This window comes from Nonomuraea sp. NPDC003727 (assembly GCF_053586935.1).
In genome coordinates this window covers 362,161-385,865 of sequence record NZ_JBSFNE010000003.1, presented here as the reverse complement: position 1 = coordinate 385,865, position 23,705 = coordinate 362,161, and the positions used below count along the sequence as shown (strand labels likewise).

Genomic DNA, 23,705 nt, shown 5'->3' with positions numbered 1-23,705 from the left:
GCGTCCGCGGGCGTGGTGACCAACTCGGCAACGTCCCTGAGCACCATGTCACGTGTTTGAGCTTGCCGGATGGCTCTTTTGAGCGCGCTGTGGATCTCTCGGAGGGTGGTGGTGACCAGCTTGCCGGCGAGGTGGTCGAGCCACTCATCCACGTGATCGGCACGTAGCTGCTGGAGTTGGATCTTCCCCAGCCCGGGGATGACGTGCGTCCCGGCGCGGACGCGTAGCTTGCCGCGTGTGAGTGCGGAGATCACTGCTCCGCTGACCGTGATGATCCTCCATGGCGGCAACGCGCTCAGATCGGCTACCGGATGTGAAGTGGTCTAGTCTCCCAGGATGACGGAGACACCTGAACATCTGGCCCTACCCATCGCCTTGGCCGAGGTGGCCAAGGTGGGCTTTGAGTGGACGTGGGACGAAGAAACCGACGAGGCTCACGGTTGTGATTTCGAGCTATACGAACGACTCGAGGCGCCGGAGAGGACCGCGTGGTGGTTTCGCCTGTGGACCGGTAACGATGAGGTCGACGGCAGCGAATTCCGCTTTTTCGGCACTACTGGGGCGGGCGACTATGTCGGTTTCTGGCTGGTTCGGCCTGCTATGTCAATCACCGAGCAGCCTGTCGTCTACCTCGGTTCTGAGGGTGAATGCGGCGTGATAGCTCGCGATCTCGGTGATCTGCTCCGGTTGTTCGCGGACGGCTTGGGCCCGGCAGAGGCATTCATCGACCCAGGTCGTGAGACGCAGCCGAACGCGGCATTCCAGGCGATCGCGGAGCGGTACGCGCCGGGGAGGCGCCGTTCCGCGGCGGAGATCGTGGCGGGGGCACGAGAGGAGTTCCCGGGCTTCTCGGAGTTCATCGACGCGATGTGCCGGTGAGTGAAGTCCGCGTCGTGGGCGCACGCAGATGCCGTGTATGTCGATGAGTGCATGACCCGCAGAGCTCCCCGGCATGCCGAAGCCGAATGCAACGATCAGGCCCTCCTGAGGCCGCGAAGAAGGTCCTGGCCGTGGACGGGGCGCACGCGTCGGTGGCAGCGATCGCGACCTGCGCCGGAGTCGGCATCGCCAGGTTTCCCGAGGTCTTCGGATTGTCGGAGACCTCGGCGAGAGTCGATCCATATCGGTAGCGACGGCCGCACGAGCGCTGCCGGTGTACGAGTCGTGGCGACGGTTGCGTCCGAAACGTGCCAGTGCCCGCTGCTTCATCCCTGCTTGGCTGGGTGCCTGCACGCCACGCGCACCTGCCTGAACGGGAATCATGTCCACCACCACGCTCGCCCGGCCCCGCTCGCCCCTCATCAACTGGCTCGCGGTCACCTCGCTCATGCTGGGCATCTTCGCCATCGTCACCAGCGAAATCCTGCCCATCGGCCTGCTGACCGCCATCGGCGCCGACTTCGGCATCTCCGCCGGCACCACAGGGCTGACCATGACACTGCCCGGCATCGTCGCCGCGGTCGCCGCACCCACCGTCACACTGACCACCGCGCGCCTGGACCGCCGCGTGATGCTGTGCGTCCTCATGGCCGTGCTCGCCGTGGCCGACGTGCTGGCCGCAGTGGCGACCTCCTACTGGGTCATGCTGCTCTCCAGGGTGCTCGTCGGCCTCACCATCGGCGGTTTCTGGTCGATCGGGGCCGGGCTGGCCGGCCGCCTGATGCCGCCGCACGCCGTCAGCACCGCCACCGCTGTGATCTTCTCCGCCGTGCCACTGGGCTCCGTGCTCGGCGTACCGGCCGGCACCTTCATCGGCAACCTCGCCGGCTGGCGAACCGCCTTCCTGGTCCTGGCCGTGCTGGCCATCCTGGTCCTGGCCGCCCTGCTGATACTGCTGCCGCCACTGCCCGCCCACCAGGTCACCAGCCTTCGCGTCCTGCTCGACCTGCTGCGCACCCGGGGCGCCGCCATCGCTCTGCTGGCCACCGTCCTCATCGTCTTGGCCCACTTCGGCACCTACACCTACGTCACGCCCTTCCTCCAGGACGTCACCGGCCTGCCTCCCACAGCCGTCAGCGCCGTCCTGCTGGCATACGGCATCGCCGGAATCGTCGGAAACTTCCTGGCAGGCAAGGCCACCGCCACACGCCTGCGAGCCGCTTTCGCAACCTGCGGCTGCCTGATCGCGGCCACCACCCTGCTGCTGCCCTCGGTAGGCGGTACGACCGTCGGCGCCGTGGTGTTGCTCGTGGTCTGGGGCCTGGCCTACGGAGGCGTGCCCGTCTGCTCGCAGGCATCGTTCATCACCGCCGCCCCTCACACGCCCGAAGCCGCCACGGTCATCTTCACCTCCTCCTTCCAGGCGACCTTCGCCCTCGGCGCGTTCCTCGGCGGCCGCGTCGTCGACGCCTTCTCGGTCTCCACCGTGATGATCTGCGGCGGGCTGACCGCTCTGCTCATGGCGGTATCCCTGTGGTCACTCACCAAATCTCACTGAGCCGGCGCCCTGCGTCCCCGCAGCCGACAGGAGCCGCAGCCAAGCCGTACAAAGGGAAGCGATCTTCAGAGCCTTGCTTCCGCACGTTCAGGCTGACTTGTGAACACCCCGCCCAGGTTCCGGAGCCTCTTTCGATGTCTTGGGACCATCTCACGTGGACTCGACCCGGAGGTTGTCGCCGAAGACGGTGATCATGGCCTGAGCTGGCCGTGCCCTTGTCGGGATCGAGTGCCACGGTGACCCGCCGTACGCAGGTCGCGTTCGCTGATCGCGGCGTCGATCCCGTTGCGGTGCAGCATGGGCGGGTCGGCTCAATCCCCGAGACGTGCCAGGCGACGTGATCTTGTTACCGGTGGAAGCGTGGCGGCGGCGACGGAGCGGGCTGTAAGCTGTTCCGACGTTTGCGATCTACCTTTTGAAAGCCGCGTTGTTTCCGGCTTGGCGCCGCATCTTGATTTAATTCCGGGGAGAAAGTCGTGGCCTCATCGGAGGTGCTGTACGCGCACAGCGCGATCAAGCAGAAGGCCGGGACCGTATGCGATACCGCAGACGATATCCGGATCGCCCGTCGCGATTGGAAACAGGCGCTCGAGTCACCTGAGGATGAATTCAAGCTGACCGATCCGACCGCAGCCGTGGTTGCCGTTCGGGATGCCTGGGAGAAAGAATTCGAGGTTTATCGTGAGGTGCTCGAACAGTGGTGCCTGGCAACCCGCGCATCAGCCGAAGGGTTCAAGTCGGTTGATGACTATGTCGCCGCCAAGAATCGGCGCGTCGCGGACGGCCGTACGTGACCTCGGACGACTACCTCCAGGCGACTACCGCGATCAACCGGCTCAAGCAGGTCGGCACCTTCCTTGCGACGGTTTCCAACCCGGCCCTCATGATCGGCGAGATCGTCAGCAGCATTTACACGTTGGCCTCGATATTTCGGGACGTCCCCGGGGATCCGGATGGCATCGACGACCTCGGCAAAGCCTTCCGCAATATGGCGACCACGCTCAACACCGCCAACACTGATATCGACCACACAAAGTCTTCCGTCCCTTCAGTATGGACGGGCGACACCGCCACGGAGGCGCTTGCCGCGCTCAAAGCGACCGACGATCTGCTGCAGCAGGCCACGCCCGCCATGCGCAAGGCGGCCACGTTGCTGGAGGAGTACGCCGACGAGGTCCGCCGGTTGAAACGAGAGCTGGGCCATCATCGGCAACACCTGGCTGAAGCAGTGGGCCAGCTCAACAGCACTCTGGACATCCTGCGCAATATCTGGGACACCGTCTGGCCGTTCGACCATGACGGCGGCATCATCGATGAGATCCGCAAGGCCATCAGGGCCATTGACGGCGCCATCGAGGTTTTCGAACAACTTCAGACCGCGTCCGACACACTGCGGCGCGGGCTGCGGGACGTGCAGGGCAAGGCGCGCGCCGGTGCCGTCCGGTCGCATCACGTGGACGCCTTCGATGCGGTCCTCCTGGCCAACGCGGGGATCGCCGGCACCACAGGGGAAGAAGACGGCATCCTGAGCACGGCACAGCTGGCCCGGGCGGCGTCCAAGATGGACGCCTTGTCGGAAGCGGAGCGGGCCCGCATGCAGCAGCTTCTGGAAAGCGCGGGGTCCGAGGCGGAGCGGGCCTATCTGATGAAGGCGCTCGCGGCCGGACACTCGGTCGATGACATCGGCAACTTCGCCAGGGCCATTCACGGCAAGAGTGAAACCTGGCTACGCGAGCACCTCAGCCTGGTCAACCCGGGCAGCAGCGGGACGGTCCTCGTCAACGGAGTCGAGCTGGAGCAGCAGAACCAGACGACCTGCGGCTCGACCTCGATCATGGTGGCCCGCGCGATGAACGACCCGTTGTACGCGCTGGGCCTGACCACGGATGAGAAGGGCAACTCGCTGTCAGGGACCGACCTGCGGGAGAAGTTCGCCAATGAGCAGAACCGCATCCACGATGCCACCAACACCCTGTGGCCACAGAGCCTGGGCACCAGCCCATGGGGACTGTCCGACGAGATGAACAAGCACGCGGACTCCTTCGGCACCGACTATGACTGGCGGATCGTCGATGACACCTCTGCCGGGTCGGTCAACCCCGCCCTCAACGACGCCGTCGGTGCGGTGGACGCCGGCCACACGGTGCCGGTCCTCATCGGAGACTCCTATCCTGCCCACTATGTGCTGCTCGTCGGGCACCAGGGCAATGACTTGATCTTCTATGACCCGAGCGGGCAAATGGTCCGCGTCAGTGAGGACGATTTCCGCAACGGCAACGTCTCGGCGCTGGGATACAAACACGTACAGGGCGTGGTGGCCCCCAAATGACCAGGCGACTCCTCCTGGTGCCGATCTGCGTGCTGCTGAGCGGGTGTATGGCCCCGAGCGCCACCACGCAAACCGATCAGGATCGCATCACGGTCATGCGGTCACAGCCCTTTGCCGGTGAAGCCATCAGCAAGCCGTCAACCAGGGTCGCCTTCCAGAACTCGGACCGGCTCCGCGCAACCCGCGGCCAGGTGGCCGTGGTCCTGACCGATCAGGCCACGGGGGCTCCGGCTGAAGACGCGCGGCAGTGGGCCGTGAAAGGCATGCGAAAACTGCGTGACAGCGGCTGGACGGTCTACGCCACGGCCTGTCTGCCACCTCGTAAGTCCGATGACCCCGACCCGCCTCAGGATGGCGTCTGGGACGCGTGGTCATTCGTCGCCTACGCGTACAAGATTGTCGATGGGGTGTCCTATTTCGCCACCGCCGACGGGGTCGGGCAATTGCCGGGCAGGGTCAAGATGTCCATCGAAATGCGCGCACCGAGCTCGCGTGAGCCGGCTTCGGATCTGTTCCCCGACCGGCCGCCGCCACTACCGGTAGGGACGAGTTGCGTGGAAACCGGTGGTCTGCCGGCCAAGAAGGTCACCAACGGCCGCATGGTGGTCATGGGCGAGAGTGGTCCCGACCAGGCCGGCAAGGGAGCGCGGAACGACAACGTGCGCTAGTGTCCGGCGCCTGACATTTGTTGAAGATATTAGGGAAGTCGGGCCGCGATAGCCCGCTGTCCTGACGGGGCGCTCGCCGGCGTCTGCAAGGGCTCTGGTGCCGTCGACGTGCCTCCCGCCCGGGCCGTCGATGGTCAGCGACGGTGTGGGCTCGTGATCACAGGTTCCCGGTTCGTCCATGAGGACGGTCGGTGTGCGCCCTCGAGCCTGGCACGAGCAGGCCAGACAGCGAGGAAGTAGCGGTCGAAGAGACGCCGTCCTCCTTCTATGAGAATGACCTTGTGAGGTACTTCAGGCGTCCATGGGATGAAGGTCGTGGGGACGAGTACGCCAGCTGGGGGACGTCGACGTTCTATCTGGCCGTTGACGACACCGGAACCGCGCATCAGCAGGTCGAGGTGTACGCCAACGGAGTGGTCCTCGCGTATGACGAGCAGCATGCCGAGGATCGGTACGGAGGATTGACTTACGCGGATCTCGATCTGGAGGAGTTCTCGCCTTTCGAGATCACACGGCAGGAGTTCTTCGATGCTCTGGCTGAGATTGAGCCCATCAACCGTCACCACTTAGGCGACGACGGTATGTGTCCCAGAAACCGATCTGGTGCCCCGTCTCCCGTCTGAGGCGGGATGTGTTCCCGCAGGCGAGAAGCAGATGGACGAACCTGCACCAGATCCGCACAGATGCTGCGCATCGCTCGCATACGTGTCTGCTTCGATGGCGCCGTGACAGAGCGGAGGACACCTGTAGCGGGCGACATCTACTGGACGTTCGGCTGCGGGCTGTCGGCGATCACCGCAATGGCGTGCGGCACGATCGGGACCTTCTTCGACATACACCTGGTGACTCGCGCGCAGATCTACTGTCTGGGCGACCTGAGCGCGGGAGAGAAGTTCGCCGGCACCCTATGGGTCTTGAGCCGGATCGTGATCTTCCCGATCGTCTCTGCGCTGTCTGCGCTTGTCGCACTGTCGTTCCATCTGCTGACCCGGCTGCCTTGGCTCGCACGTCGCGCTTGGGTGGGCCCTGTCTTGCTGGCTCTCACCATTGCCGGATCCGTCGCCGGACCGATTGCGATGACTCTGTACGACGTGGCCACCGAAGGCGCCTCAGGCGATTGCGTTATGCCGTGGTGGCCGTCGTGGCTTCCCTCTTGACAGTGGAGGAAGTGCCACAACAGGTTGCCCCAACGCAGCGCACAGAACATCCACATCAGGTTCTGTCCGCGGGAACGCCGGAGTTCCCTGTGTTACGGCAAGTCGCGGCAGGCCGCGCCGCCGGCCGTTCTGAGCGGGTCGCGCAGCGGCGGTGGGGGTCCTCGTCGGGGTGGTGACACAGGCTCAGCTCTCGAGTTCGGCGAGGTCCTGAGACGTCAGGCGGATCCGGCTCGCGCCCATGTTCTCCTCCAGGTGGTCGAGCGAGCCGGTGCCGGGGATGGCGAGCAGCGCGGGAGAACTCGCCAGCAACCAGGCGATCGCCACCTGCGCCGTGGTCGCCCGGTGGCGGGCCGTGACCCGCTCCATGCGAGCCGGGTCGATCGGGCGAAGGCCGCCGCCGAGCGGGAAGAACGGCACGAAGGCGATCCCGTCCTTCTCGCACTGCGCCAGGAGCCCGGCGTCGCCTCGGTCCTGCACGTGGAAGCTGTTCTGCACCGCCGCGACCGGGGCGATCGTCCGCGCCTCGGCGACTTGGACGGCGTCGACGTTGCTGAGGCCCAGGTGCCGGATCAGCCCTTGCTCGCGCAGGTCGGCGAGGACCGCGAACCGGTCGGCGACCGACTCGCCTCCGGGCCCGGCCATGCCGCCCACCCGCAGGTAGACGAGGTCGAGCCGGTCCACGCCGAGAGTGCGCAGGTTGTCCTCCACCAGGCCCCGCAACGCCTCCGGGCCGGCCTGGCCGCCGGGGATCCCGTCGGCGTTGAACAACGGTCCGACCTTCGTCGCGATCACCAGGTCGTCGTCATAGGGGGCGAGCGCCCTCCGGATGAGGTCGTTGGCCGCCACCGCGCCCCTCCGGTAGAACCACGCCGTGTCGATGTGGTTGGCACCCAGGTCGACCGCGCGGCGCAGCACCGCGACGCCCGTCTCCGGATCGCGGACGGGTCCCTGGAACACACCGGTCGGCAGTCGCATGGCGCCGAAACCGAGGCGGCGGACGGCGAGGTCTCCGCCGAGGAGGAACTCTCCAGGTGAAGCGGCTGCATGCATGTCGTTAGTCGTCATGCCGACCAGCCTCCTCCGCCCCGTACGGCGAGCCAACGCGGTGGCAGCAAGCTGCCACCGCGCCGCGACGGCGGTGATAATGAACGGGTGACTGCCGATCAGCTCATCACCGTCCGCGGTGACCTCGAGCTCGTCGCCCGGACCGGTCACCTGTTCGCCGGCATACGGCAGGAGTTCGTGTGCGTGGCCCGTGACCTGGCCACCTGGTCGCAGCCCGCGGCACGGCAGGCCGTCGCGGACCGGATCCGCGCGACCGGCGCTGCCGATTTCCCGGTGAAGAAGCTTCTCAGCCCGGTGGCTCTCGCCGACGAGGCGGCCAGGCTGCATCTCCGCGAGATCACGGCCAGGGGCGCCCAGGTGCGGATCAGCTCGACGCCTCTTCCGCACGAGACGCTCATCATCGACCGGCGGGTGGCGATCCTCGCCGGTCGTGACGCGCCGGGTCCCAGGGAGTTCACCGTGACTACCTCGCCCGTGCTGGTCGGCGGTGTGCACGCGCTTTTCCAGGCGGCCTGGGAGACCGCCACCGATGTCGACGCCTATCTCGCGGGGGAGGTGCCCCACCTCGACGCCGACGGCTTGGAGGTCCTGCGTTCCCTGGGCGCCGGGCACACCGACGAGGCGGGGGCCAGACGGCTCGGCCTCTCGCTGCGCACCTACCGGAGACGGGTCGCGGAGCTGATGGCGAAGCTCGAGGCCGACTCCCGGTTCCAGGCGGGCCTCCGCGCGGGCGAACTCGGGCTCGGCGGATCGGCGGCGACCGGCTGACGGTGCGCGGCCTGTCCGGATCTTCGGGCGGTGGTCGGCTGGCGGTGTGCGGCCTGTCCGGATCCTCAGGCGGTGCCGGTTCGGGTGGCGGTGACGACCACCGTCGCGTAACGCATCGTGAAGCCGCCCCCCATCGCGTCGATGGCGGCCCCCACGCCCTCCAGCACCTGCGCCAGTTGGTCAGGCGGGAACCGGGTGAGGGCGCCCTGGGTCGGCATCTGGTCCAGCCACTCGTCTCTGGTGTAGGGCTGCTCCCAGTCGAACCGCCACTCTTCGGGCTCGCCGAACCCGCTCACCTGCCGGATGCCGTCGGCGGCCTTGGCGTACAGCGCCTGGTACCCGTCCAGGCCCGGCGCCACCGGGAGCTTGACCGGCGAGTCGGGCATCACCCGCCGGTAGACCGAGACGAAGGCGTCCGTCACGTCGGGCGGCAGCTCGAAGGCGTTCCAGAACGCCGCCAGGCGTCCGCCGGGGCGCAGCACCCGCGCCGCCTTGGCGGCTCCCGCGGCCGCGTCCACCCAGTGCCAGGTCTGCCCGGCGACGACCGCGTCGAAGGTACGGCCGGCGGGCTCCCAGGCTTCGAACGTCGCCACCTCGACCTCGAGGCCGTGGCGCCGGGCGAAGTCGGCCATCCGCGCGTCGGGCTCGACGCCCAGGACGGCGCAGCCGGCCGCCTGGAACTGCCGGGCGTCGATGCCGGTTCCGCAGCCGACGTCGAGAAGGTCGGGCCCGGGGCTGCCGGCGACGATCCGGTCCACCATGGCGTCGGGGTAGTGGGGCCGGGTCCGGTCGTAGCGCTCGGCGTCCACACCGAACGACTCGGCCACCTGTCGGTGCTGGTGAGGCTCGTGTTCAGGAAGCGGCGCTCCCGCCGAAGGTGTAGTGGGCATGCGCCCACCATAGTGGGCACGTGCCCACTCATCAACCCGACGAAGAAAGGAGAGACGCACGATGCCGACAGGGGTGGCCCTCCGCGATCCGCGGGAGCAACTGTTCGACGCCGCCGAGCGCGTCCTGCTCCGCGATGGGCCGAACGCGCTGACCAGTCGCGCGGTCACCACCGAGGCAGGGTGCGCCAAGGGCGTCCTGCACCGGCACTTCCCCGACTTCGACGCCTTCCTCGCCGAGCTCGTGCTCGACCGCATCGCCCGGATCGACGCCCAGGCCGCCGCGCTGCGCGGGTCCGCCGGGACCGGCACCGTCGCCGGCAACCTCACCGACGCGCTCAAGGATCTGTTCGAGTCGGTCGCCGTGGCGATCGTCGGCCTCATCACCGCCAGGGACAACCTGCGCGCCCGGCTGCGCGAGGCCAGGCCGACCGGCGTTCCCGTACTGGCGGAGGCCACGGCCATGATCGCGTCCTACCTCGTCGCCGAGCGAGAACAGGGCCGCCTCGCGGCGGACGCCGACGTCGACACGCTCGCGCTCACGCTGATCGGGAGCGGGCACCTGCTGTTCGCCGGCCAGTACGGCACGCCGCCGGAGGCAGGCGCCGTTCACAAGGTCGTGACCACGGTCATCGGCGGCGTCGTGCGGGAGAGTGCGGGCTTTTGACCCCATAAAGAGGAATTCCAGGTACTCTGCCGGACGTGCGGCGATTGATCATGTCCCGCGGGGTATGGCTGGCGCTGTTCGCGGCCGTCGTGGCGGCGGCGATCGTGGCGATCGTGCGTTCTCGACGGCGCCCGCCGGTTCAGCGGGCTGAGGCGGCTCCCGCCACCCCCGTTCCCGCCCCCGCCCCTCCCGTCACCCCCGTTCCCGTCCCCGCCCAGAGCAGCAGGCCTAGGGCACCGTGGCCTCCGGCGCCGGTCCTCGGCACCCCCACCGCCGAGGATCTCCACCGTTACGCCGCCAGACCCTCCGTCCTGGACCACCCCGCGTTCGCGGAGATGGACGACCGGCCGAGGGTGCCGCTGGAGCCCGCCGTCCGACGCCGCCTGACCCGCTGGGGCATCGCCGGGCTGGCGCTTCTCGTCCTGGCCGCCGGCACCCAGGCCCTCGAATCGGCCGTCTTCTCCAAGGAGCGACCAGAGGAAGAGGCTCGCCAGGTCACCTCCTTCGTGTCTCAGGACGCGCTGTGCGACAAGACCACCTCGGATGTCGATGCCAGGTGCCTGTTCGCCGCGATCGACGAGCGCCAGGTCGTCGAGGGGATGGAGACGCAGGCGCCGGTGCCGGTGCCGGACTACCAGCCGACGCCGGACGCGGACTGCCGGCCCGGCAGCGCCGGCCCGCGGGTACGGAAGGTCGACGCGAAGGTGGCCCGGGCGGTGAACCGGCAGTGGCGGCGGATCGAGGACTGGCTGAAGACGAACGCCCCGAAGTCCTATCGCACGCTGGGCAGGCCTGGAAGGGCCGAGGACATCGCGGCGGCGGAGGCGCGGATGGGCTCGCCGTTCCCCGACGACCTGCGGGCCTCGCTCCTGCGGCACGACGGGACGGTCGAGGTGAAGGACGTCTGGGGGTTCGGCTTCCTGGGCAACTGGAGCCTCAGCGTCGAGGAGATGCACGGCACATGGCGGCAGCTGTGCGAGATCGACGGCGAAGACATCCGCGACGGGGGCTTCTCCGATCCGCGAACCGACTGGTGGGACGGTCGCATGCTGCCCATCGGCTCCGACGGGTCGGGGAACCACCTGGTGATCGACTCGGTGGAGCGTGACGTCGGCGACACCGATCACGAGGGCAGCATGACCTTCACGCCCGGAGGGCGCCCGATCCGCTCGTACTACGCCCTCCTGAAGGCCACCGCCGACGCCATGGAGGGCAACGGCTCCATCGGCTACTGGAAACCCAAGGCGGTCGCCGGTGAGCTCGACTGGGAAGTCCTCTGACGTGATGGAAGGGGTAGTTCGTCACAAGCCGGGGACCCACGCCTGACCTGCCCTGGAACCCGGCCCGCACGTTGATCGTTCAGGCGGGTGGCTGACACATGCCATCAACCGTCGACAGGGAGAGACAAGCCGTGGTCTTCAAACGGATGCTGGGCGCATTCGGTGTGGGCGCCCCCTCGGTGGACACCGTCCTGACCACTCCGCGCACCCAGCCGGGCGGGACGCTCACCGGCGAGGTACGGCTCAACGGCGGCGACTTCGACGCCGACATCGAGCACATCACCCTTGGCCTGGTCGCCCGGGTCGAGATCGAGTACGGCGAGGGCGAGGGAGCCGGAGTGGGTGAGTTCTCGCGCGCCCAGGTCTCCGGCCCGTTCGTCCTGCGCAAGGGCGAGGAGCGCACCATCGGCTTCAGCATCCCGGTGCCGTGGGAGACGCCGATCAGCGAGATCGGCGGACAGCAGCTGAACGGCATGGCGCTCGGCGTGCGCACCGAGCTGGCCATCGCCAAGGCCGTCGACAAGGGCGACCTGGACATGGTCTCGGTCGAGCCGCTGCCCTCCCAGCTGCGCATCCTCGAGGCGTTCCTCCAGCTCGGCTTCCAGTTCAGGTCGGCGGACCTGGAGGTGGGCCAGATCTACGGCTCCAGCCAGCAGCTGCCGTTCTACCAGGAGATCGAGTTCTACCCGCCGCCCCAGCACGCCGGGATCGTCGGCGAGGTCGAGCTGACCTTCGTCACCAACCCGGGCGGCCTCGAGGTCGTCCTGGAGGCCGACAAGCGGGCCGGCCGCTACTCGGGCGACTCCATCGGCCGCTTCACCATCAGCCACGACGACGCCATGCGCACCGACTGGCCGAGCGAGATCGGCCGCTGGCTCGCCGGTCTCAGCCAGTACGGCGGCCACCACGGCGGTTACGGCCACGAGGGGTACGGCCACGGCGACCACCACGGCGGTTACGGTCACCACCAGCACCACGAGCAGCACGGCGGGCCGGGCTGGGGCGCGGTGGCCGCCGCCGGCGCGGCGGGTGTGGTCGGCGGCCTGGTGGCCGGCGAGGTCATCGAGGAGATCTTCGAAGGTGACGAGGAGGAAGGCGGAGACGGCGACTGGTAGCGCGCCGCAGAGGCGGTCCGGACGACGTGCCTGACGGGCGGCCCGTCCGGTAGCCGTCTCCGCGCCGGACTGTGCGCCGCTCAGAACACCGGCCGGGCCACGAGTTCGTCTCGTGGCCCGGCCGGCGACGGTGGGACCTACGTGCGGCGCCTGCCGTACGCGCCGGCGGTGAGCGACACCCCGAGTGCGGCCAGCGCCACCTGGATGCCGAGCTCGATCCAGTCGATGCCCGCCGTGTCCGCCACCCCCAGGGTGGCCGCGATGGCGGTGCCGACGAGTGCCGCGACCACACCGATCACGATCGTCAGCCAGATGGGCATCCGCTGCCGCCCCGGTACGACCAGACGCCCCAGGGCGCCGATGACGATACCGATGAGGACACCGGAGATGATGCCGGTGATTTCCACGCTGCGACTCCCGAAGGTCGGCGATCTCTCTCGTTCCGGTCAACGAACGCCCCGCAGGCGTGGTTCCTCGGAGGGTGCGCGTCGAGAGCCGCCGCGGGAACGGGTGGGCTAGCCGACCGGCACGATCTCCACGTAGCCGTTGCTCCAGCCGGTGTACCACTCGAACACCTCTGCCGCGCTCAGCCCGCGCGACGCCATGGTCTGGACGAACATGTCATGGAGCTCCGCGGCGCTCGCGGTGAGCTCGCCGTCACCGGTGAGGTCGATCGTGCCCAGGAGCCGCCCGGTGTGGATCTCTCTGACCTGCAACACTGTCACTCACTCCTGATCGAAGATGGAGGTCGTCGCCGAGGCGTTCTCCGCGATTTTCTCCCATCGCTTCCAGACGCCGGCGAACCAGTCGCCCCGGCCCAGACCCTCGAAGTACGGCCGGACGGACTGGATCTGCCGGCTCAGCCGCACGACGTCGGAACGGCTCAACTCGTTCGGGATGTACTCGAAGCTGCTGACGATGTACCCGGACATGTCTCTCGACACCCAGTGGTCGGCGAACGGGCTGATCGTCACCTCGGCGATGCGGCCTACGTACTGCGGCGGAAGGCCCTCGAACGAGCCCGACATGTCGATGCCCCAAGGCTCCCCGTGCTCGTCGAGGATGATGTTGAGCCGGTTGGCGTCACCGTCGACGGCGAGCACGTGGAGCAGGCCCAGGAGCTTGGCCGCCAGGGTCGTCGGTGCGGGAAGGAAGCCGAGCGCCGTGCCGTCGCCGATGAAGGGCATCACGATCGTGTGGGGATCGAGACGGTAGATGGGCGGCACATTGGCACCGATGGCCTCGCCCAGGACCGACCCGAGCACCTCCGCGTCCGCCTGTCCTGTCCGCTCGACGACCTTGTGCACCCAATGGGACCTGTCGCTGAGGTGGTGCGAGGTCACGCTGCGCGCGGATACGCCGCCGGTCAACCTGTGGCCGTCCTCCTCTGGGCGGAAGCCTTCGAAGGCCCGGGCCAGTTCGGGTGGCAGGGGCCGGTGCCCGGGGTGCGGGGGGATGTTCGACGGTTGCGAACGTCCGACCTGGTCGGGGGGCCGGCTGATCGACTCGTCGATGCGGTTTCTCGGGGTGTGGGCGTCCGGCGCGTGCGGCAGCGGTGAGGTGGCGGCCTCGGGTGCGGAACGGGAGTTCCCGCCCTGTGCGGTCGACCGCGCGTAGTCGTCGAGGCTGTAGGCGATGCGCGGGTCGCGGGTCTCGGGTGGGCGTGGGACGGCGGCCTGCGTGGTGGGGGACGGGTGGTTGTCGAGGCTGTAGGCGATGCGCGGGTCGCGGATCTCGGGTGAGCGGGCGCCGCCGGAGCCGTCGCCGGAGGCGCGCCCGACCGGCTGTGGCGCGGCGCGGTCGCCGTCCGCCAGGTGCGTTCCCGCCCCCTGCCGGGACCCGTCGGCGTGCGTCGCCGGGCGGTCCGCGGGTGGATCCAGCGGACGGTTGATCAGGTCGTCGATGCTGCGTCTCGGACCCGTGGCGCTCGGCTCCGGCCGGGCGGGACGCGGCACCTCGTCGGCGCCTGCCCGCCGTGGGGAGAGATCGTTCGGACGTGCCGACGAGTCGTCGGCTCGGCGTCCCTCGACGATCGGCGTCCGGTCGCCGCCCTGACGAGACGGCCCTTCCTGCCTGGCTCCCGTCTCCGGTGCGGCGCGCGTCCCATGGCTCTCGGGGACGCCGCGTCCCGAGGCGGTTTCGGGAACGGCGCGGTGCGGTGGGCCGGCCGGCACGCGCGCGGGTGCCGCAGGAGGGGTTCTCGGCCCCGGCGCGGCCGGTTCGCCCCGGACGGGGGCCGGGAATTCGGGGCGCGTGATGAACGGGGGCGGGGCGATGTCCGCCTGGGCGGTGCGCGTGAAGAGGCCGGGCGTGCCCGGGTGATCCTTGGGCCCGACTCGGGTGGGGGCCTCCGGCGTGGTCTGGGCGAGGCTGGTGATGGCACCGTCGGCAGGCCCGAGGACGCGGCGAGGGGAACCCGGGGGCGGTCCGCCGTCGGGGTGAACGGCAGGCGGTGCGCCACCCCCTTCGACATGGCCCGGCACGTGCGCCAGCAGATGCTGGCCGTCCGCGCCCAGGGCGGCGGAGGTGCCGCTCTTGAGGATGAGGTCCCAGTCCAGCGGCTTGCCGTCCAGCGCCAGGCTGATCGCCGTGGTGGCCGACCCCGCGATGCCGTACTGCGCCATCTGGCCGGGCATCGTGGTGGTCAAGGCGGCCAGCAGCCTCTCGCCGAAGGCCGCCTCGGCACGGGCCACACCGGCCCGTAACGCCGGGGTGGCCAGCCGTCCCAGCCCGCCGCCCAGCAAGCCGGTCAGCAGTCCGTTGATCGCGCCGTCGCGCAGGCTGACCAGGAGCTGGTTCACGTCGACGTCGTCCCGCCGTCCCCCCAGGACCTGGGAGAGCTGCGTCGCGAAATCCATCCCCCCGCCGAAGACGGCGAAGGCGGCCATCAGCCTGAGTGTGTGCATGGCGATCTGCAGCGCGCTCATGCGCGTGATCTGCAAGAACGGCCGGAGCAGCCATGGTGCCTGCCAGAGCAGCAGCGGCAGCGCGACGATCAGGAAGACCACGATAAGCGTGATCATGCGTTGGGCGTGCTGGATCGTCACTCCGACGGCGTTCAGCGCGATCGCCGCGTCGATCAGTTTCTTGACCAGGTCGGCCTGCCGCCCGCCCACCGTCCGCTGCACGTGCGCCACGAAAGCCTGCTGGGCGTCGCCGTCCCACGCGTCGCCCACCAACCTCGCCGTGGCCGGATCCGCCGCGGCCGTGCCCGCCACCACCCGGTGCGCCGTGGCGACGCAGGCGTCAGCCATCCGGAAGCACCGCTGCGGATCGCCCTCCGGCCAGGCCATCCCGGTGACCCAGTCCACATACGGCCGCAGGAACTCCGGCACCACGCACCCGTCGAACCCCATGATCGACCGCCGTCAGCGCCTGTCGGTGCCGATCACACGTTCCGCCGGTTGGCCTGCTCGGTGACCTCGTAGACGTCGGCGTTCACGCGCAGGCCGGTGCCGGTGTAGGTGAGCTCGTCAAGATAGGCGTCGAACGCCGCGAAGATCTCTTCCTCGATCCGGGGGAGGTGCTTGGCCAGCTCCGCCCCGTACTGATCGCTGCCGAGTGCCGTCCTGTCCCTGTCGAAGGCCTTGCGCAGGGCCTCCTTGGCGTCGGCCACCTCGATGTGCCGGTCGCCGAACACGGCGCTCTCGCGCCGGATCGTCTGCCAGTCGGCGGAGTAACCTTGCCGGTTCATGCCGAACCGGGGTAAGGCAGCAAGGAGTCGAGGTCCGCGCCCTCGCCGAAGATCTCCTCGTACGGCAGGCCCTCGGGAAGCAGCGGGCCCACCAGTTCCCTCGACCGATCCGCCACGGCGGCCGTCGCGCGCGTGATCTGTTCGGTGATCGCGTTGGCGAGTTCGGTGGGCGACAACCTGCGATAGACCCTCGGGTTCAGCTCGATACGGCGCACCTGCCCACGCGGCCCCACCGTCACCGTGACCATCTCGTCGTCCGACTGAACGGAGACTTCCACCTTGTTGAGCTCGGCGTACGCCTCCTTGATCCGGCGCGCCTGCCGTTCGTACTCCTCGGTGAGCTCGCTGAGCGTCGCGCTGAACTCGTCCACCCCTGACTCACCTCCATCGACGCCATGACGCCTCATCCGCGAGGCGTGCGAGCCTCGTCTCCACAGCCGCCAGGGCGACCTGGCCGAGCGGCAGGTGGAGCGTGTGGCGACCATCTCTGGTCGATGGATCATGAGGGCGCCTGAGCGTAACATGACCGGCCCGGCGCGGACGAGGGTCGCGGCGGAGGTCAGGACGCGGCGTCTCCCGGGCGCGGCCGGTTCGAGGCGCCAGGTCCCCGTCCCGGTAGGCGGAGGTGAGGCCCCGTCCGACGTATGACCGGTGTTGACCGGCAGGTAGGCCAGGTCGCGGGCCATCGCCCTCGCCTGGCCGGTCACGATCCGGGATCCGGCCAGCGGCCGGCAGGCTGCCGCACTGCGTCCACGACGAGGAGGACCGGATGGTGCCGTCGTCCTGCCCTGCCATGGTCGACGACCTGCGTCACGAGCGGGCCCGCACCGGCGAGACGATCGGCCGGCTCCGGGCCTCCCAGCAGGTCGTCGAGGAGATGCTGGACACCGCGTTGAACAGGACCGCCTGAGCGGGATCGGGCTGTCCACGTCGCGCGGCGGCGGCGCGCGCTCAGTACTTCTTGAGCGAGATGGCCGTGGCGGCCTTGTGGATGGGCTCGACCATCTTGGCCGTCATCCGGTCCTTGCCCGGCAGGTAGTGCATCAGCGACAGCATCGTCATCGCGATCCTGACCTGGGCCTTGCTCCGCATCACCATCCGCTTGATGTTGGCGGGCCCGAGCTTCTGGTTGGCCGCGGCGAAGGGCCGCATCTCCCTCTCGTAGGCCGCGAAGCCGGCCTCGTGGTCGCCGCCCGCCGCGGCCAGCTCCCCGGCCAGGACGTAGGCGCCCACCAGTGCCAGGCTGGTGCCCTGGCCGGAGGCGGGGGAGGCGCAGTAGGCGGCGTCGCCGACCAGCGCGACCCTGCCGGTGGACCAGCGGTCCATGTGCACCTGGCTGAGGGAGTCGAAGTAGAAGTCGGGCGCGTCGGCCATGCCCTGGAGCAGGCGCGGGACCTCCCAGCCCTCGGCCGCGTAGGCGTCGGCCAGGATCCGCTGCTGCTGGGCGCGGTCGCGGGGGTCGGGCGCGCCCTGCCCGTCCGCGGAGAACAGGAACATCGCCTTCGCGCCGGTGTCCTTGGCGGTGCTGTAGGTCAGCGCGGTACGGCCGGGGCCCACGTAGGTCAGCTCCCACCGGTCGAGGTCGAGGTGGTTGGGCACGCTGAAGATCGAGACGTAGTAGCCCATGTCGCGCACGAACCGCTGCTCGGGGCCGAAGGCCAGCCCGCGCGTGTTGGAGTGCAGCCCGTCGGCGCCGACCACCAGGTCGTACCTGGCCTGCCTGCCGCTGTCGAAGACGACGTCCACGCCGTCGGGGCCCTCGGTGAGGGAGGCGATGGAGTCGCCGAAGCGGTAGTCGACCGTGTCGCGGGTCAGGTCGTACAGCAGCTTGCTGAGGTCGCCGCGGAGGATCTCGGCGTCCTCGTGGACGCGGCCGCCGAACGTGTCGCCGTCCATGGAGGCCACCCGCTTGCCGGCCGCGTTGACGATCGAGCCGCCCTGGACGTCGGTCCGCTCGCGGCGGATCTCGTCGAGCAGGCCCATGTGGGCGACCACCTCGAGCGCGGCTCCCCTGATGTCGATCTTGTAGCCGCCCGCGCGGATCTCGGGTGCCCGCTCGACCACGGTGGGGGTGAACCCGTGGCGGTGCAGCCAGTAGGCCAGGGTCGTGCCGGCGATGCTGGCACCCGAGATCAGGACGGTGCGGTTCTTCATGGGAGGCTCCTGGGGGAGAGGGGGTTCTGCCTGCAATCCAAACCATACATGCGTCTCATACGCTTGTGCAACACCCCTGTCTTAGACGTGCGTGTGAAAATGCGGGAGCCGATCCCCGCGAGCGTTCTGTCGGGGCGTGCTCGTAAGGTGGCGTCCCATGGAGAACAAGGCCCTCGTCGCCGCAGGCGTCACCGTGCTGCTGTGGGCCTCGGCGTTCGTCTCGATCCGCAGCGCCGGCGCCGAGTACAGCCCCGGAGCCCTCGCCCTGGGCCGGCTGCTGGCCGGGTCGGCGGTGCTGGCGGTGATCTGGCTGGCGCGTGGCGGCGGCGTCCCGCCCCGGGCGGCGTGGCCCGGCATCCTCGGCTCGGGCCTGCTCTGGTTCGGGCTCTACATGGTGGCCCTCAACTGGGGCGAGCAGCTCGTCGACGCGGGCACGGCCGCCATGGTGGTCAACATCGGCCCGATCGTGGTCGCCCTGCTCGGCGGCTGGCTGCTCAAGGAGGGCTTCCCACGCGCCCTGCTCGCCGGGCTGGCCGTGTCGTTCGTGGGGGCGGCGATCGTCGGGGTGTCGATGTCCGACGGCGGGCGCTCCTCGCTCGGCGGCGTGCTGCTCTGCCTGCTGGCGGCCGTCTCGTACGGCATCGGCGTCGTCTTCCAGAAGCCCGCCCTCCGCCACGCCAACGCCCTGCAGGTGACGACGTTCGGCTGCTTCGTCGGCGCGGCCGCCTGCCTGCCGTTCGCCTGGCAGCTGGTCGAGGAGGTGTCCACGGCGTCGGTGAGCGCCACGCTCAACGTCGTCTACCTGGGCGTCTTCCCGACCGCCCTCGCGTTCACCACCTGGGCCTACGCGCTGGCCAGGACGACGGCCGGGAAGATGGGCGCCACCACCTACCTCGTGCCCGCGATCGTGGTGCTGATGTCGTGGGCCGTGCTGGGCGAGGTGCCCGGATGGCTGACGCTGCTCGGCGGCCTGCTCTGCCTGGCGGGGGTGGGTGTCTCGCGCAGCAGGCCCGTGCGGTCAGGCGGCCGGCGGGTGGGCTGACCTAAAGCCGGCCTGCCGGGTCGGCGGGACGAAGGAGATCAGCGGGCAGATCACGCCGAGCGGGATGAGGTCCTTGCCGGCGACCGGCAGCCCGAAGCCGAGCACGACCCGAAGACGAACGAGTCGCCGCCCAGCGGCCTCCCGCGCTTCCGCGTCTCCCGCGCTTCCGCGTCTCCCGCGCTTCCGCGTCTCCCGCGCTTCCGCGTCTCCCGCGCTTCCGCGTCTCCCGCGCTTCCGCGTCTCCCGCGCATCCTGCGCCTGCCGCGCATCCTGCGCCTGCCGCGCTTCCTGCGCCTGCCGCGCTTCCTGCGCCTGCCGCGCTTCCTGCGCTTCCTGCGCCTGCCGCGCCTCCCGCGCTTGCCGCGCTTGCCGCGCTTCCTGCGCTTCCTGCGCCCCCGCGCCACCGCGCATCCTGCGCTTCCGCGCTTCCGCGCCTCCCGCGCTTCCGCCTGTCGTCGGGCGCTGTGCGCGCGGGCGCGGCGGGAGGCGGGGTGTGGGGCGCGGGAGGCGGGCCGCTTCCTTGTCGAGGGGGCGGAAGGGTCGCGGAGGGGATCCGGCACGGACCCCCTGCCCCCGGCGGCGCGCTTAGACGCTCACGTACTTCCGTGGTCGAAGCGCGTGGGCCCGTAGCGCCGCCAGCGCCGCCGACTGTCCGGCGGGCGTCAGCCGTATCGAGCCGTCGAGGGTGACGCCGAGGCCCAGCGCCGTGACGTGGCGCAGGAGCGTCGCCAGCGTGCCGGCGACGTCGTCGGGACGCCAGCCCTCCCCGCCGACCACCTCGGAGACCTTCGCGCAGAGCTCCGCCCACGGCAGCGGGTCGCCCGAGGCGAGCAGGAGCAGAGCCGCCTCGCCCGCCGACACGGTGAGCTCGCTGTCGCTCTGGCCCAGCAGCAGGCCGGTGGCCGCCTCCCACAGGTCGTCGGGCGAGGCGAGCAGGCGGCGTCCCTCGGCGGTGATGACGAGCCTGGTCCCGAAGGGCCGGATGACGCCGAGTGTGTGCTCGGCCAGCTCGCGCAGCGCGATGGCCTCCGGCGAGGGCGGCAGCCGCAGCGGCACGCCCTCCTCCGAGGCGGCCAGCGCCAGCAGTCCCTGCAGCGCGGGCAGCGGCGCGGGCGGTACGGGCGCGTGCAGCCGTACCTCGAACGGCTGGGCCAGCTCGCGGCGGGCGGGCCCGCGGCCGAGCACCCAGCGGTTGAGCCGCTCGCCCTGCACCCGGTGCAGCCAGCTGTCGCCGCCGAGTTCGGGGCGCGGCTCGGTCAGCCAGCGCCGGGTGAGCTCGACCTGGCCGTCGAAGTCGGGGGAGGTCAGCATGGCCAGCTCGAGCGCCGCCGAGCACGCCACGTGCGCGCCCAGTTCCTCGGGCCCCATGATGGTGCTCCACTGCAGCTCGGGCACGTCGGGCGGGAGCACGCCGGTGGCCTTGAGCGCCTGGTGGTAGGCGGCGGTGCCGGCTTCCTCCCCGTCACGCTCGTAGGTGCGCAGGATCTCGGTCGTGGTCGGTGACTCGCACAGCGCGGCGTAGCGGTCGAGACCGCCGAGCCGCAGCAGCCGGCCGAGGGAGACGGCGGTGCTCTCGCGGTCGCCGTCGACCTTGATCGGCAGGGTGAACCAGAGGAATCCACATACGTCGAGCTGAGTGACCGTCTCCAGCGGCTCGCCGCCGGTCAGCCACTCCACCGCGGTCCTGGCCTCGTCGGCCACTTCGGGCTCGGATCGCTCCAACTCCAGGAGAAGGGCGGCCACGTCCGGTGCAGGCATGCCTCGAAGTTTGCCGTATGGACCCCAGCCCTGACGATGACCGAAACCGGTGCGTATCGGGTCGTGCACGGCGCCTACCCTACGAAACCAGTTGCAAGCGGACAGTTCTCTGGATCATATCCACCGTGACCGGAGCAACATGCGGGCATTCCAATCGGCATACGGGATCACCTCGCCCGACAGGACGGGGTAGAGCCACCCGAAGTTGATCAATGCAAGCAACGCGAACGCGCCGATCACCGCGGCGCCGATCATGCGGCGGGACGGCGAGGCGGTCGACGGGCCGATGATCAGCCCCGCGGCCAGCGTGAGCGCGAGCACCATGAACGGGACCATCGGCGCCGCGTAGAACAGGAACATCGTGCGGTTGTCGGCGATCGCCCAGTAGAACCAGGGCAGCCAGCCCATGAGGTAGGCCAGCAGGACCGCCCCCGCTCGCCAGTCGCGGGAGGCGACGTACCACACCACCATGGCGATCAGCGCGGCGAGCCCGCCGTACCAGATGACGGGGGTGCCGACGCCGAGGACCGCCTCCGAGCAGTCCTTGACCCCGCAGATGTTCTGCCTGCCCTCGTAGAAGAAGGCGACGGGGCGCAGCAGCAGCGGCCACGACCACGGCTCGGACTGGTAGGGGTGGGAGGAGTCGAGCTGGCTGTGGAAGCCGAGGACCTGGAAGTGGTAGTCGATCCACGACCCGATCGAGTGGATGACGAAGTGGACCGGGCCCTGCGAGGTCGCCTCGGTCCAGTTGCGGCTGTATCCGGTGGCGTTGGCGAACCAGCCGGCCCACGTGGCGACGTAGGTGACCGCGGGCACCAGCGCCATCGCCATGAGCCCGGAGGGCACGTCCTTCTCCAGCGCCCCCGCGTACGGCGAGCGCAACCCGACCGCCTTGCGCGCCCCCGCGTCCCACACCAGCGACATGATCGCGAAGGCGACGAGGAAGAAGATGCCCGACCATTTGACCGCGCACGCCGCGCCGAGGCAGACTCCGGCCGCCAGCCGCCATGGCCGTACACCCAGGTAGGGGCCCCGGTCGGAGTGTGTGGCGCTCTCGTACCAGTCGACCAGGCGCGAGCGGGCCTTGTCGCGGTCGACCACCAGGCAGGCGAACCCGGCCAGCACCCAGAACATCAGGAAGACGTCGAGCAGCGCGGTGCGTGAGAGCACGAACATCAGGCCGTCGAGCGCCAGCATCAGGCCGGCGAAGCAGCCGAGCAGCGTGGAGCGGGTCATCCGGCGCGCGACCCTGGCGATGATCAGGATCGACAGCGCGCCGACGAAGGCCGCGGCCGCCCGCCAGCCGAAGGGGTTGAGCCCGAACAGCCACTCGCCCGCCGCGATCATCCACTTGCCGAGGGGCGGGTGGACGACGTAGGAGGCGCACTCGCCGATCTTGTCGGCCGCGCACTGCTTCCACATCTCACCGGTCCGCCCGGCGAGGACCAGCTTGTCGGCGTCCTTGACGGTGACGCGCTCGACTCCCCAGGTGAGCAGGGAGTAGGCGTCCTTCATGTAGTAGGTCTCGTCGAAGACCACGGCCTTGGGCCGAGCGAGGTCGGTGAAGCGGAGCACGGCGCCGAACACGGCCACGACCAGCGGCCCGATCCATCCCCAGAGGACGTTTCCCGGCATGGCCGGGACCAGCCTGTCGCGTAGGGATCGCGCAGGCTCGCCCTCTGCTTTGGAGAAGGCCTGGTGCGAGAAATCGGTCACGGCCATTCGGACATCGTAGGGGCCCCAACGCGGTAGGTACGTAAGAAACACCGCCCATTTGGGGCTGCCTGACACAATGGCCAGGTGAGAGAACAGGGCAGGCTGGTGCTGGCGGGCGCGCCTATCGGTCAGGTCGGCGACGCGTCACCAAGACTACGTGAGGCGCTGGAGAACGCCGACGTGGTCGCCGCCGAGGACACCAGGCGACTGCGCAGGCTGGCCGCCGATCTGGGCGCCGAGATCGGCGGAAGGATCGTCTCCTACTACGACCAGAACGAGGCCGCCCGCGCCACCGAGCTGATGGAGTCGCTGCACGACGGCCGCACGGTGCTGGTGATCACCGACGCGGGGATGCCGGGAGTGTCGGACCCCGGCTACCGCCTGACCAGCATGGCCGTCGAGGCGGGCATCACGGTCACCGCGCTGCCCGGCCCCTCGGCCGTCACCACCGCGCTCGCCGTCTCCGGCCTGCCCAGCGACAGGTTCTGCTTCGAGGGCTTCCCGCCCCGCAAGCCGGGCGAGCGCGCCCGCAGGCTGGCCGCGCTGGCCGGCGAGGAACGCACCATGGTGTTCTTCGAGGCCCCGCACCGCCTGGCGGCGGCGCTGCGGGCGATGGCCGAGGCGTTCGGTCCCGGCCGCAGGGCCGCCGTCTGCCGCGAGCTGACCAAGACCTACGAGGAGGTACGGCGGGGCGGCCTCGCCGAGCTCGCCGATTGGGCCGAGGCGGGGGTGAAGGGTGAGATCACCGTGGTCGTCGCGGGCCACGTCCCCGACGCGGGCCCTCCCGACATCGACGCGCTCGTGGCCGAGGTCGACCGGCGCGCGGCCGAGGGCGTCCAGCGCAAGCAGGCGGTCGTCGAGGTGGCCAAGGAGGCCGGAGTCCCCAAGCGGGAGCTGTACGACGCGGTTCACAGGAGATCGCCGACCGCCTAAGGTGCCAAGGTGGGAAATAGGCGACTAGTTCCCCC

Annotated in this window: 25 protein-coding genes; 14 read left to right on the top strand and 11 right to left on the bottom strand. The window is 69.7% G+C overall.

What is annotated here, in order from left to right:
• Window positions 1-336 precede the first annotated feature (336 nt).
• From ACWDLG_RS10545 to ACWDLG_RS10515, 7 genes are all read left to right on the top strand, one after another.
• On the top strand, window positions 337-879 hold the full coding sequence (locus tag ACWDLG_RS10545) for an SMI1/KNR4 family protein (protein WP_449918207.1): 543 nt from the start codon (window positions 337-339) through the stop codon (window positions 877-879).
• 382 nt (window positions 880-1,261) lie between these two features.
• Window positions 1,262-2,437, top strand: a complete 1,176-nt coding sequence (locus ACWDLG_RS10540; protein WP_449918205.1) for an MFS transporter — start codon at window positions 1,262-1,264, stop codon at window positions 2,435-2,437.
• Between the two features lie 476 nt (window positions 2,438-2,913).
• Entirely contained in the window at window positions 2,914-3,231 is a 318-nt protein-coding gene (locus ACWDLG_RS10535; RefSeq protein WP_449918203.1) for a hypothetical protein, read from the top strand.
• On the top strand, window positions 3,228-4,766 hold the full coding sequence (locus ACWDLG_RS10530) for a WXG100-like domain-containing protein (RefSeq protein ID WP_449918200.1): 1,539 nt from the start codon (window positions 3,228-3,230) through the stop codon (window positions 4,764-4,766). The genes ACWDLG_RS10535 and ACWDLG_RS10530 overlap by 4 nt, the downstream gene beginning before the upstream one ends.
• Window positions 4,763-5,434, top strand: a complete 672-nt coding sequence (locus ACWDLG_RS10525; protein ID WP_449918198.1) for a hypothetical protein — start codon at window positions 4,763-4,765, stop codon at window positions 5,432-5,434. Before ACWDLG_RS10530 ends, ACWDLG_RS10525 begins: the two co-directional genes overlap by 4 nt.
• Window positions 5,435-5,625: 191 nt before the next feature.
• Window positions 5,626-6,057: a hypothetical protein gene (locus ACWDLG_RS10520; protein ID WP_449918195.1), complete on the top strand. Its 432-nt coding sequence runs from the start codon at window positions 5,626-5,628 to the stop codon at window positions 6,055-6,057.
• Between the two features lie 60 nt (window positions 6,058-6,117).
• Window positions 6,118-6,591 (top strand): hypothetical protein, encoded by a 474-nt coding sequence (locus ACWDLG_RS10515; RefSeq protein ID WP_449918193.1) that lies wholly within the window; start codon window positions 6,118-6,120, stop codon window positions 6,589-6,591.
• 183 nt (window positions 6,592-6,774) lie between these two features.
• Here ACWDLG_RS10515 and ACWDLG_RS10510 read toward each other — a convergent pair whose 3' ends face one another.
• Entirely contained in the window at window positions 6,775-7,656 is an 882-nt protein-coding gene (locus ACWDLG_RS10510; RefSeq protein WP_449918190.1) for an oxidoreductase, read from the bottom strand.
• 87 nt (window positions 7,657-7,743) lie between these two features.
• Between ACWDLG_RS10510 and ACWDLG_RS10505 the strand changes: the two genes are divergently transcribed.
• Window positions 7,744-8,424: a DNA-binding response regulator gene (locus ACWDLG_RS10505; RefSeq protein ID WP_449918189.1), complete on the top strand. Its 681-nt coding sequence runs from the start codon at window positions 7,744-7,746 to the stop codon at window positions 8,422-8,424.
• Between the two features lie 65 nt (window positions 8,425-8,489).
• Here ACWDLG_RS10505 and ACWDLG_RS10500 read toward each other — a convergent pair whose 3' ends face one another.
• Window positions 8,490-9,314 (bottom strand): class I SAM-dependent methyltransferase, encoded by an 825-nt coding sequence (locus ACWDLG_RS10500; RefSeq protein ID WP_449918187.1) that lies wholly within the window; start codon window positions 9,312-9,314, stop codon window positions 8,490-8,492.
• 61 nt (window positions 9,315-9,375) lie between these two features.
• Here ACWDLG_RS10500 and ACWDLG_RS10495 point away from each other — a divergent pair, with 61 nt between their 5' ends.
• The 3 genes from ACWDLG_RS10495 (at window position 9,376) to ACWDLG_RS10485 (ending at window position 12,373) form a co-directional block, all read left to right on the top strand.
• Window positions 9,376-9,978 (top strand): TetR/AcrR family transcriptional regulator, encoded by a 603-nt coding sequence (locus ACWDLG_RS10495; RefSeq protein ID WP_449918185.1) that lies wholly within the window; start codon window positions 9,376-9,378, stop codon window positions 9,976-9,978.
• A gap of 35 nt (window positions 9,979-10,013) precedes the next feature.
• Window positions 10,014-11,258 carry an SMI1/KNR4 family protein gene (locus ACWDLG_RS10490; RefSeq protein ID WP_449918182.1) on the top strand — a complete coding sequence of 415 codons (1,245 nt, stop codon included), beginning with the start codon at window positions 10,014-10,016 and terminating at the stop codon, window positions 11,256-11,258.
• Between the two features lie 131 nt (window positions 11,259-11,389).
• Window positions 11,390-12,373 carry a sporulation protein gene (locus ACWDLG_RS10485; protein ID WP_449918180.1) on the top strand — a complete coding sequence of 328 codons (984 nt, stop codon included), beginning with the start codon at window positions 11,390-11,392 and terminating at the stop codon, window positions 12,371-12,373.
• A gap of 137 nt (window positions 12,374-12,510) precedes the next feature.
• Here the strand turns inward: ACWDLG_RS10485 and ACWDLG_RS10480 are convergent, their stop codons facing one another.
• The 5 genes from ACWDLG_RS10480 to ACWDLG_RS10460 form a co-directional block, all read right to left on the bottom strand.
• Window positions 12,511-12,780: a GlsB/YeaQ/YmgE family stress response membrane protein gene (locus tag ACWDLG_RS10480; RefSeq protein WP_354905397.1), complete on the bottom strand. Its 270-nt coding sequence runs from the start codon at window positions 12,778-12,780 to the stop codon at window positions 12,511-12,513.
• 108 nt (window positions 12,781-12,888) lie between these two features.
• Window positions 12,889-13,098, bottom strand: coding sequence for a hypothetical protein (locus ACWDLG_RS10475; protein ID WP_449918176.1), 210 nt, complete (start codon window positions 13,096-13,098; stop codon window positions 12,889-12,891).
• Entirely contained in the window at window positions 13,099-15,729 is a 2,631-nt protein-coding gene (locus ACWDLG_RS10470; RefSeq protein ID WP_449918175.1) for a WXG100-like domain-containing protein, read from the bottom strand.
• 32 nt (window positions 15,730-15,761) lie between these two features.
• The gene (locus ACWDLG_RS10465; protein ID WP_449918173.1) at window positions 15,762-16,067 is read right to left on the bottom strand and encodes a hypothetical protein; all 306 of its coding nucleotides are present in this window, start codon (window positions 16,065-16,067) and stop codon (window positions 15,762-15,764) included.
• Window positions 16,064-16,438 carry a YbaB/EbfC family nucleoid-associated protein gene (locus ACWDLG_RS10460; protein ID WP_449918170.1) on the bottom strand — a complete coding sequence of 125 codons (375 nt, stop codon included), beginning with the start codon at window positions 16,436-16,438 and terminating at the stop codon, window positions 16,064-16,066. The genes ACWDLG_RS10465 and ACWDLG_RS10460 overlap by 4 nt, the downstream gene beginning before the upstream one ends.
• Window positions 16,439-16,836: 398 nt before the next feature.
• On the opposite strand from ACWDLG_RS10460, the gene ACWDLG_RS10455 reads away from it, so the two are divergent.
• Complete coding sequence (locus ACWDLG_RS10455; protein WP_449918168.1) at window positions 16,837-16,977, top strand: hypothetical protein; 141 nt, start codon at window positions 16,837-16,839, stop codon at window positions 16,975-16,977.
• Window positions 16,978-17,018: 41 nt separating this feature from the next.
• Here ACWDLG_RS10455 and ACWDLG_RS10450 read toward each other — a convergent pair whose 3' ends face one another.
• A complete protein-coding gene (locus ACWDLG_RS10450; RefSeq protein WP_449918167.1) occupies window positions 17,019-18,221 on the bottom strand; it encodes an FAD-dependent monooxygenase in 1,203 nt (400 codons plus the stop codon).
• Window positions 18,222-18,378: 157 nt separating this feature from the next.
• Here ACWDLG_RS10450 and ACWDLG_RS10445 point away from each other — a divergent pair, with 157 nt between their 5' ends.
• Window positions 18,379-19,263, top strand: coding sequence for a DMT family transporter (locus ACWDLG_RS10445; protein ID WP_449918165.1), 885 nt, complete (start codon window positions 18,379-18,381; stop codon window positions 19,261-19,263).
• Here ACWDLG_RS10445 and ACWDLG_RS10440 read toward each other — a convergent pair.
• The 3 genes from ACWDLG_RS10440 to ACWDLG_RS10430 form a co-directional block, all read right to left on the bottom strand.
• Window positions 19,240-19,674: a hypothetical protein gene (locus ACWDLG_RS10440; protein ID WP_449918163.1), complete on the bottom strand. Its 435-nt coding sequence runs from the start codon at window positions 19,672-19,674 to the stop codon at window positions 19,240-19,242. The genes ACWDLG_RS10445 and ACWDLG_RS10440 overlap by 24 nt on opposite strands.
• Before the next feature lie 174 nt (window positions 19,675-19,848).
• Window positions 19,849-21,021 (bottom strand): hypothetical protein, encoded by a 1,173-nt coding sequence (locus ACWDLG_RS10435; RefSeq protein ID WP_449918162.1) that lies wholly within the window; start codon window positions 21,019-21,021, stop codon window positions 19,849-19,851.
• Window positions 21,022-21,135: 114 nt separating this feature from the next.
• Complete coding sequence (locus ACWDLG_RS10430; RefSeq protein WP_449918161.1) at window positions 21,136-22,743, bottom strand: dolichyl-phosphate-mannose--protein mannosyltransferase; 1,608 nt, start codon at window positions 22,741-22,743, stop codon at window positions 21,136-21,138.
• A 78-nt stretch (window positions 22,744-22,821) separates the two neighbouring features.
• Between ACWDLG_RS10430 and rsmI the strand changes: the two genes are divergently transcribed.
• The gene (rsmI, locus tag ACWDLG_RS10425) at window positions 22,822-23,670 is read left to right on the top strand and encodes a 16S rRNA (cytidine(1402)-2'-O)-methyltransferase (protein ID WP_354905423.1); all 849 of its coding nucleotides are present in this window, start codon (window positions 22,822-22,824) and stop codon (window positions 23,668-23,670) included.
• The last annotated feature ends 35 nt before the right edge of the window (window positions 23,671-23,705 follow it).

Excerpts from the sequence above, each read along its gene's own strand:
- ACWDLG_RS10545 (WP_449918207.1), top strand. The coding sequence starts at position 337 with ATGACGGAGACACCTGAACATCTGGCCCTACCCATCGCCTTGGCCGAG.
- ACWDLG_RS10540 (WP_449918205.1), top strand. The coding sequence starts at position 1,262 with ATGTCCACCACCACGCTCGCCCGGCCCCGCTCGCCCCTCATCAACTGG.
- ACWDLG_RS10525 (WP_449918198.1), top strand. The coding sequence starts at position 4,763 with ATGACCAGGCGACTCCTCCTGGTGCCGATCTGCGTGCTGCTGAGCGGG.
- ACWDLG_RS10515 (WP_449918193.1), top strand. The coding sequence starts at position 6,118 with ATGCTGCGCATCGCTCGCATACGTGTCTGCTTCGATGGCGCCGTGACA.
- ACWDLG_RS10510 (WP_449918190.1), bottom strand. The coding sequence starts at position 7,656 with ATGACGACTAACGACATGCATGCAGCCGCTTCACCTGGAGAGTTCCTC.
- ACWDLG_RS10500 (WP_449918187.1), bottom strand. The coding sequence starts at position 9,314 with ATGCCCACTACACCTTCGGCGGGAGCGCCGCTTCCTGAACACGAGCCT.
- ACWDLG_RS10495 (WP_449918185.1), top strand. The coding sequence starts at position 9,376 with ATGCCGACAGGGGTGGCCCTCCGCGATCCGCGGGAGCAACTGTTCGAC.
- ACWDLG_RS10470 (WP_449918175.1), bottom strand. The coding sequence starts at position 15,729 with ATGGGGTTCGACGGGTGCGTGGTGCCGGAGTTCCTGCGGCCGTATGTG.
- ACWDLG_RS10465 (WP_449918173.1), bottom strand. The coding sequence starts at position 16,067 with ATGAACCGGCAAGGTTACTCCGCCGACTGGCAGACGATCCGGCGCGAG.
- ACWDLG_RS10455 (WP_449918168.1), top strand. The coding sequence starts at position 16,837 with ATGGTGCCGTCGTCCTGCCCTGCCATGGTCGACGACCTGCGTCACGAG.
- ACWDLG_RS10450 (WP_449918167.1), bottom strand. The coding sequence starts at position 18,221 with ATGAAGAACCGCACCGTCCTGATCTCGGGTGCCAGCATCGCCGGCACG.
- ACWDLG_RS10445 (WP_449918165.1), top strand. The coding sequence starts at position 18,379 with ATGGAGAACAAGGCCCTCGTCGCCGCAGGCGTCACCGTGCTGCTGTGG.
- ACWDLG_RS10440 (WP_449918163.1), bottom strand. The coding sequence starts at position 19,674 with ATGCGCGGTGGCGCGGGGGCGCAGGAAGCGCAGGAAGCGCGGCAAGCG.
- ACWDLG_RS10435 (WP_449918162.1), bottom strand. The coding sequence starts at position 21,021 with ATGCCTGCACCGGACGTGGCCGCCCTTCTCCTGGAGTTGGAGCGATCC.
- ACWDLG_RS10430 (WP_449918161.1), bottom strand. The coding sequence starts at position 22,743 with ATGGCCGTGACCGATTTCTCGCACCAGGCCTTCTCCAAAGCAGAGGGC.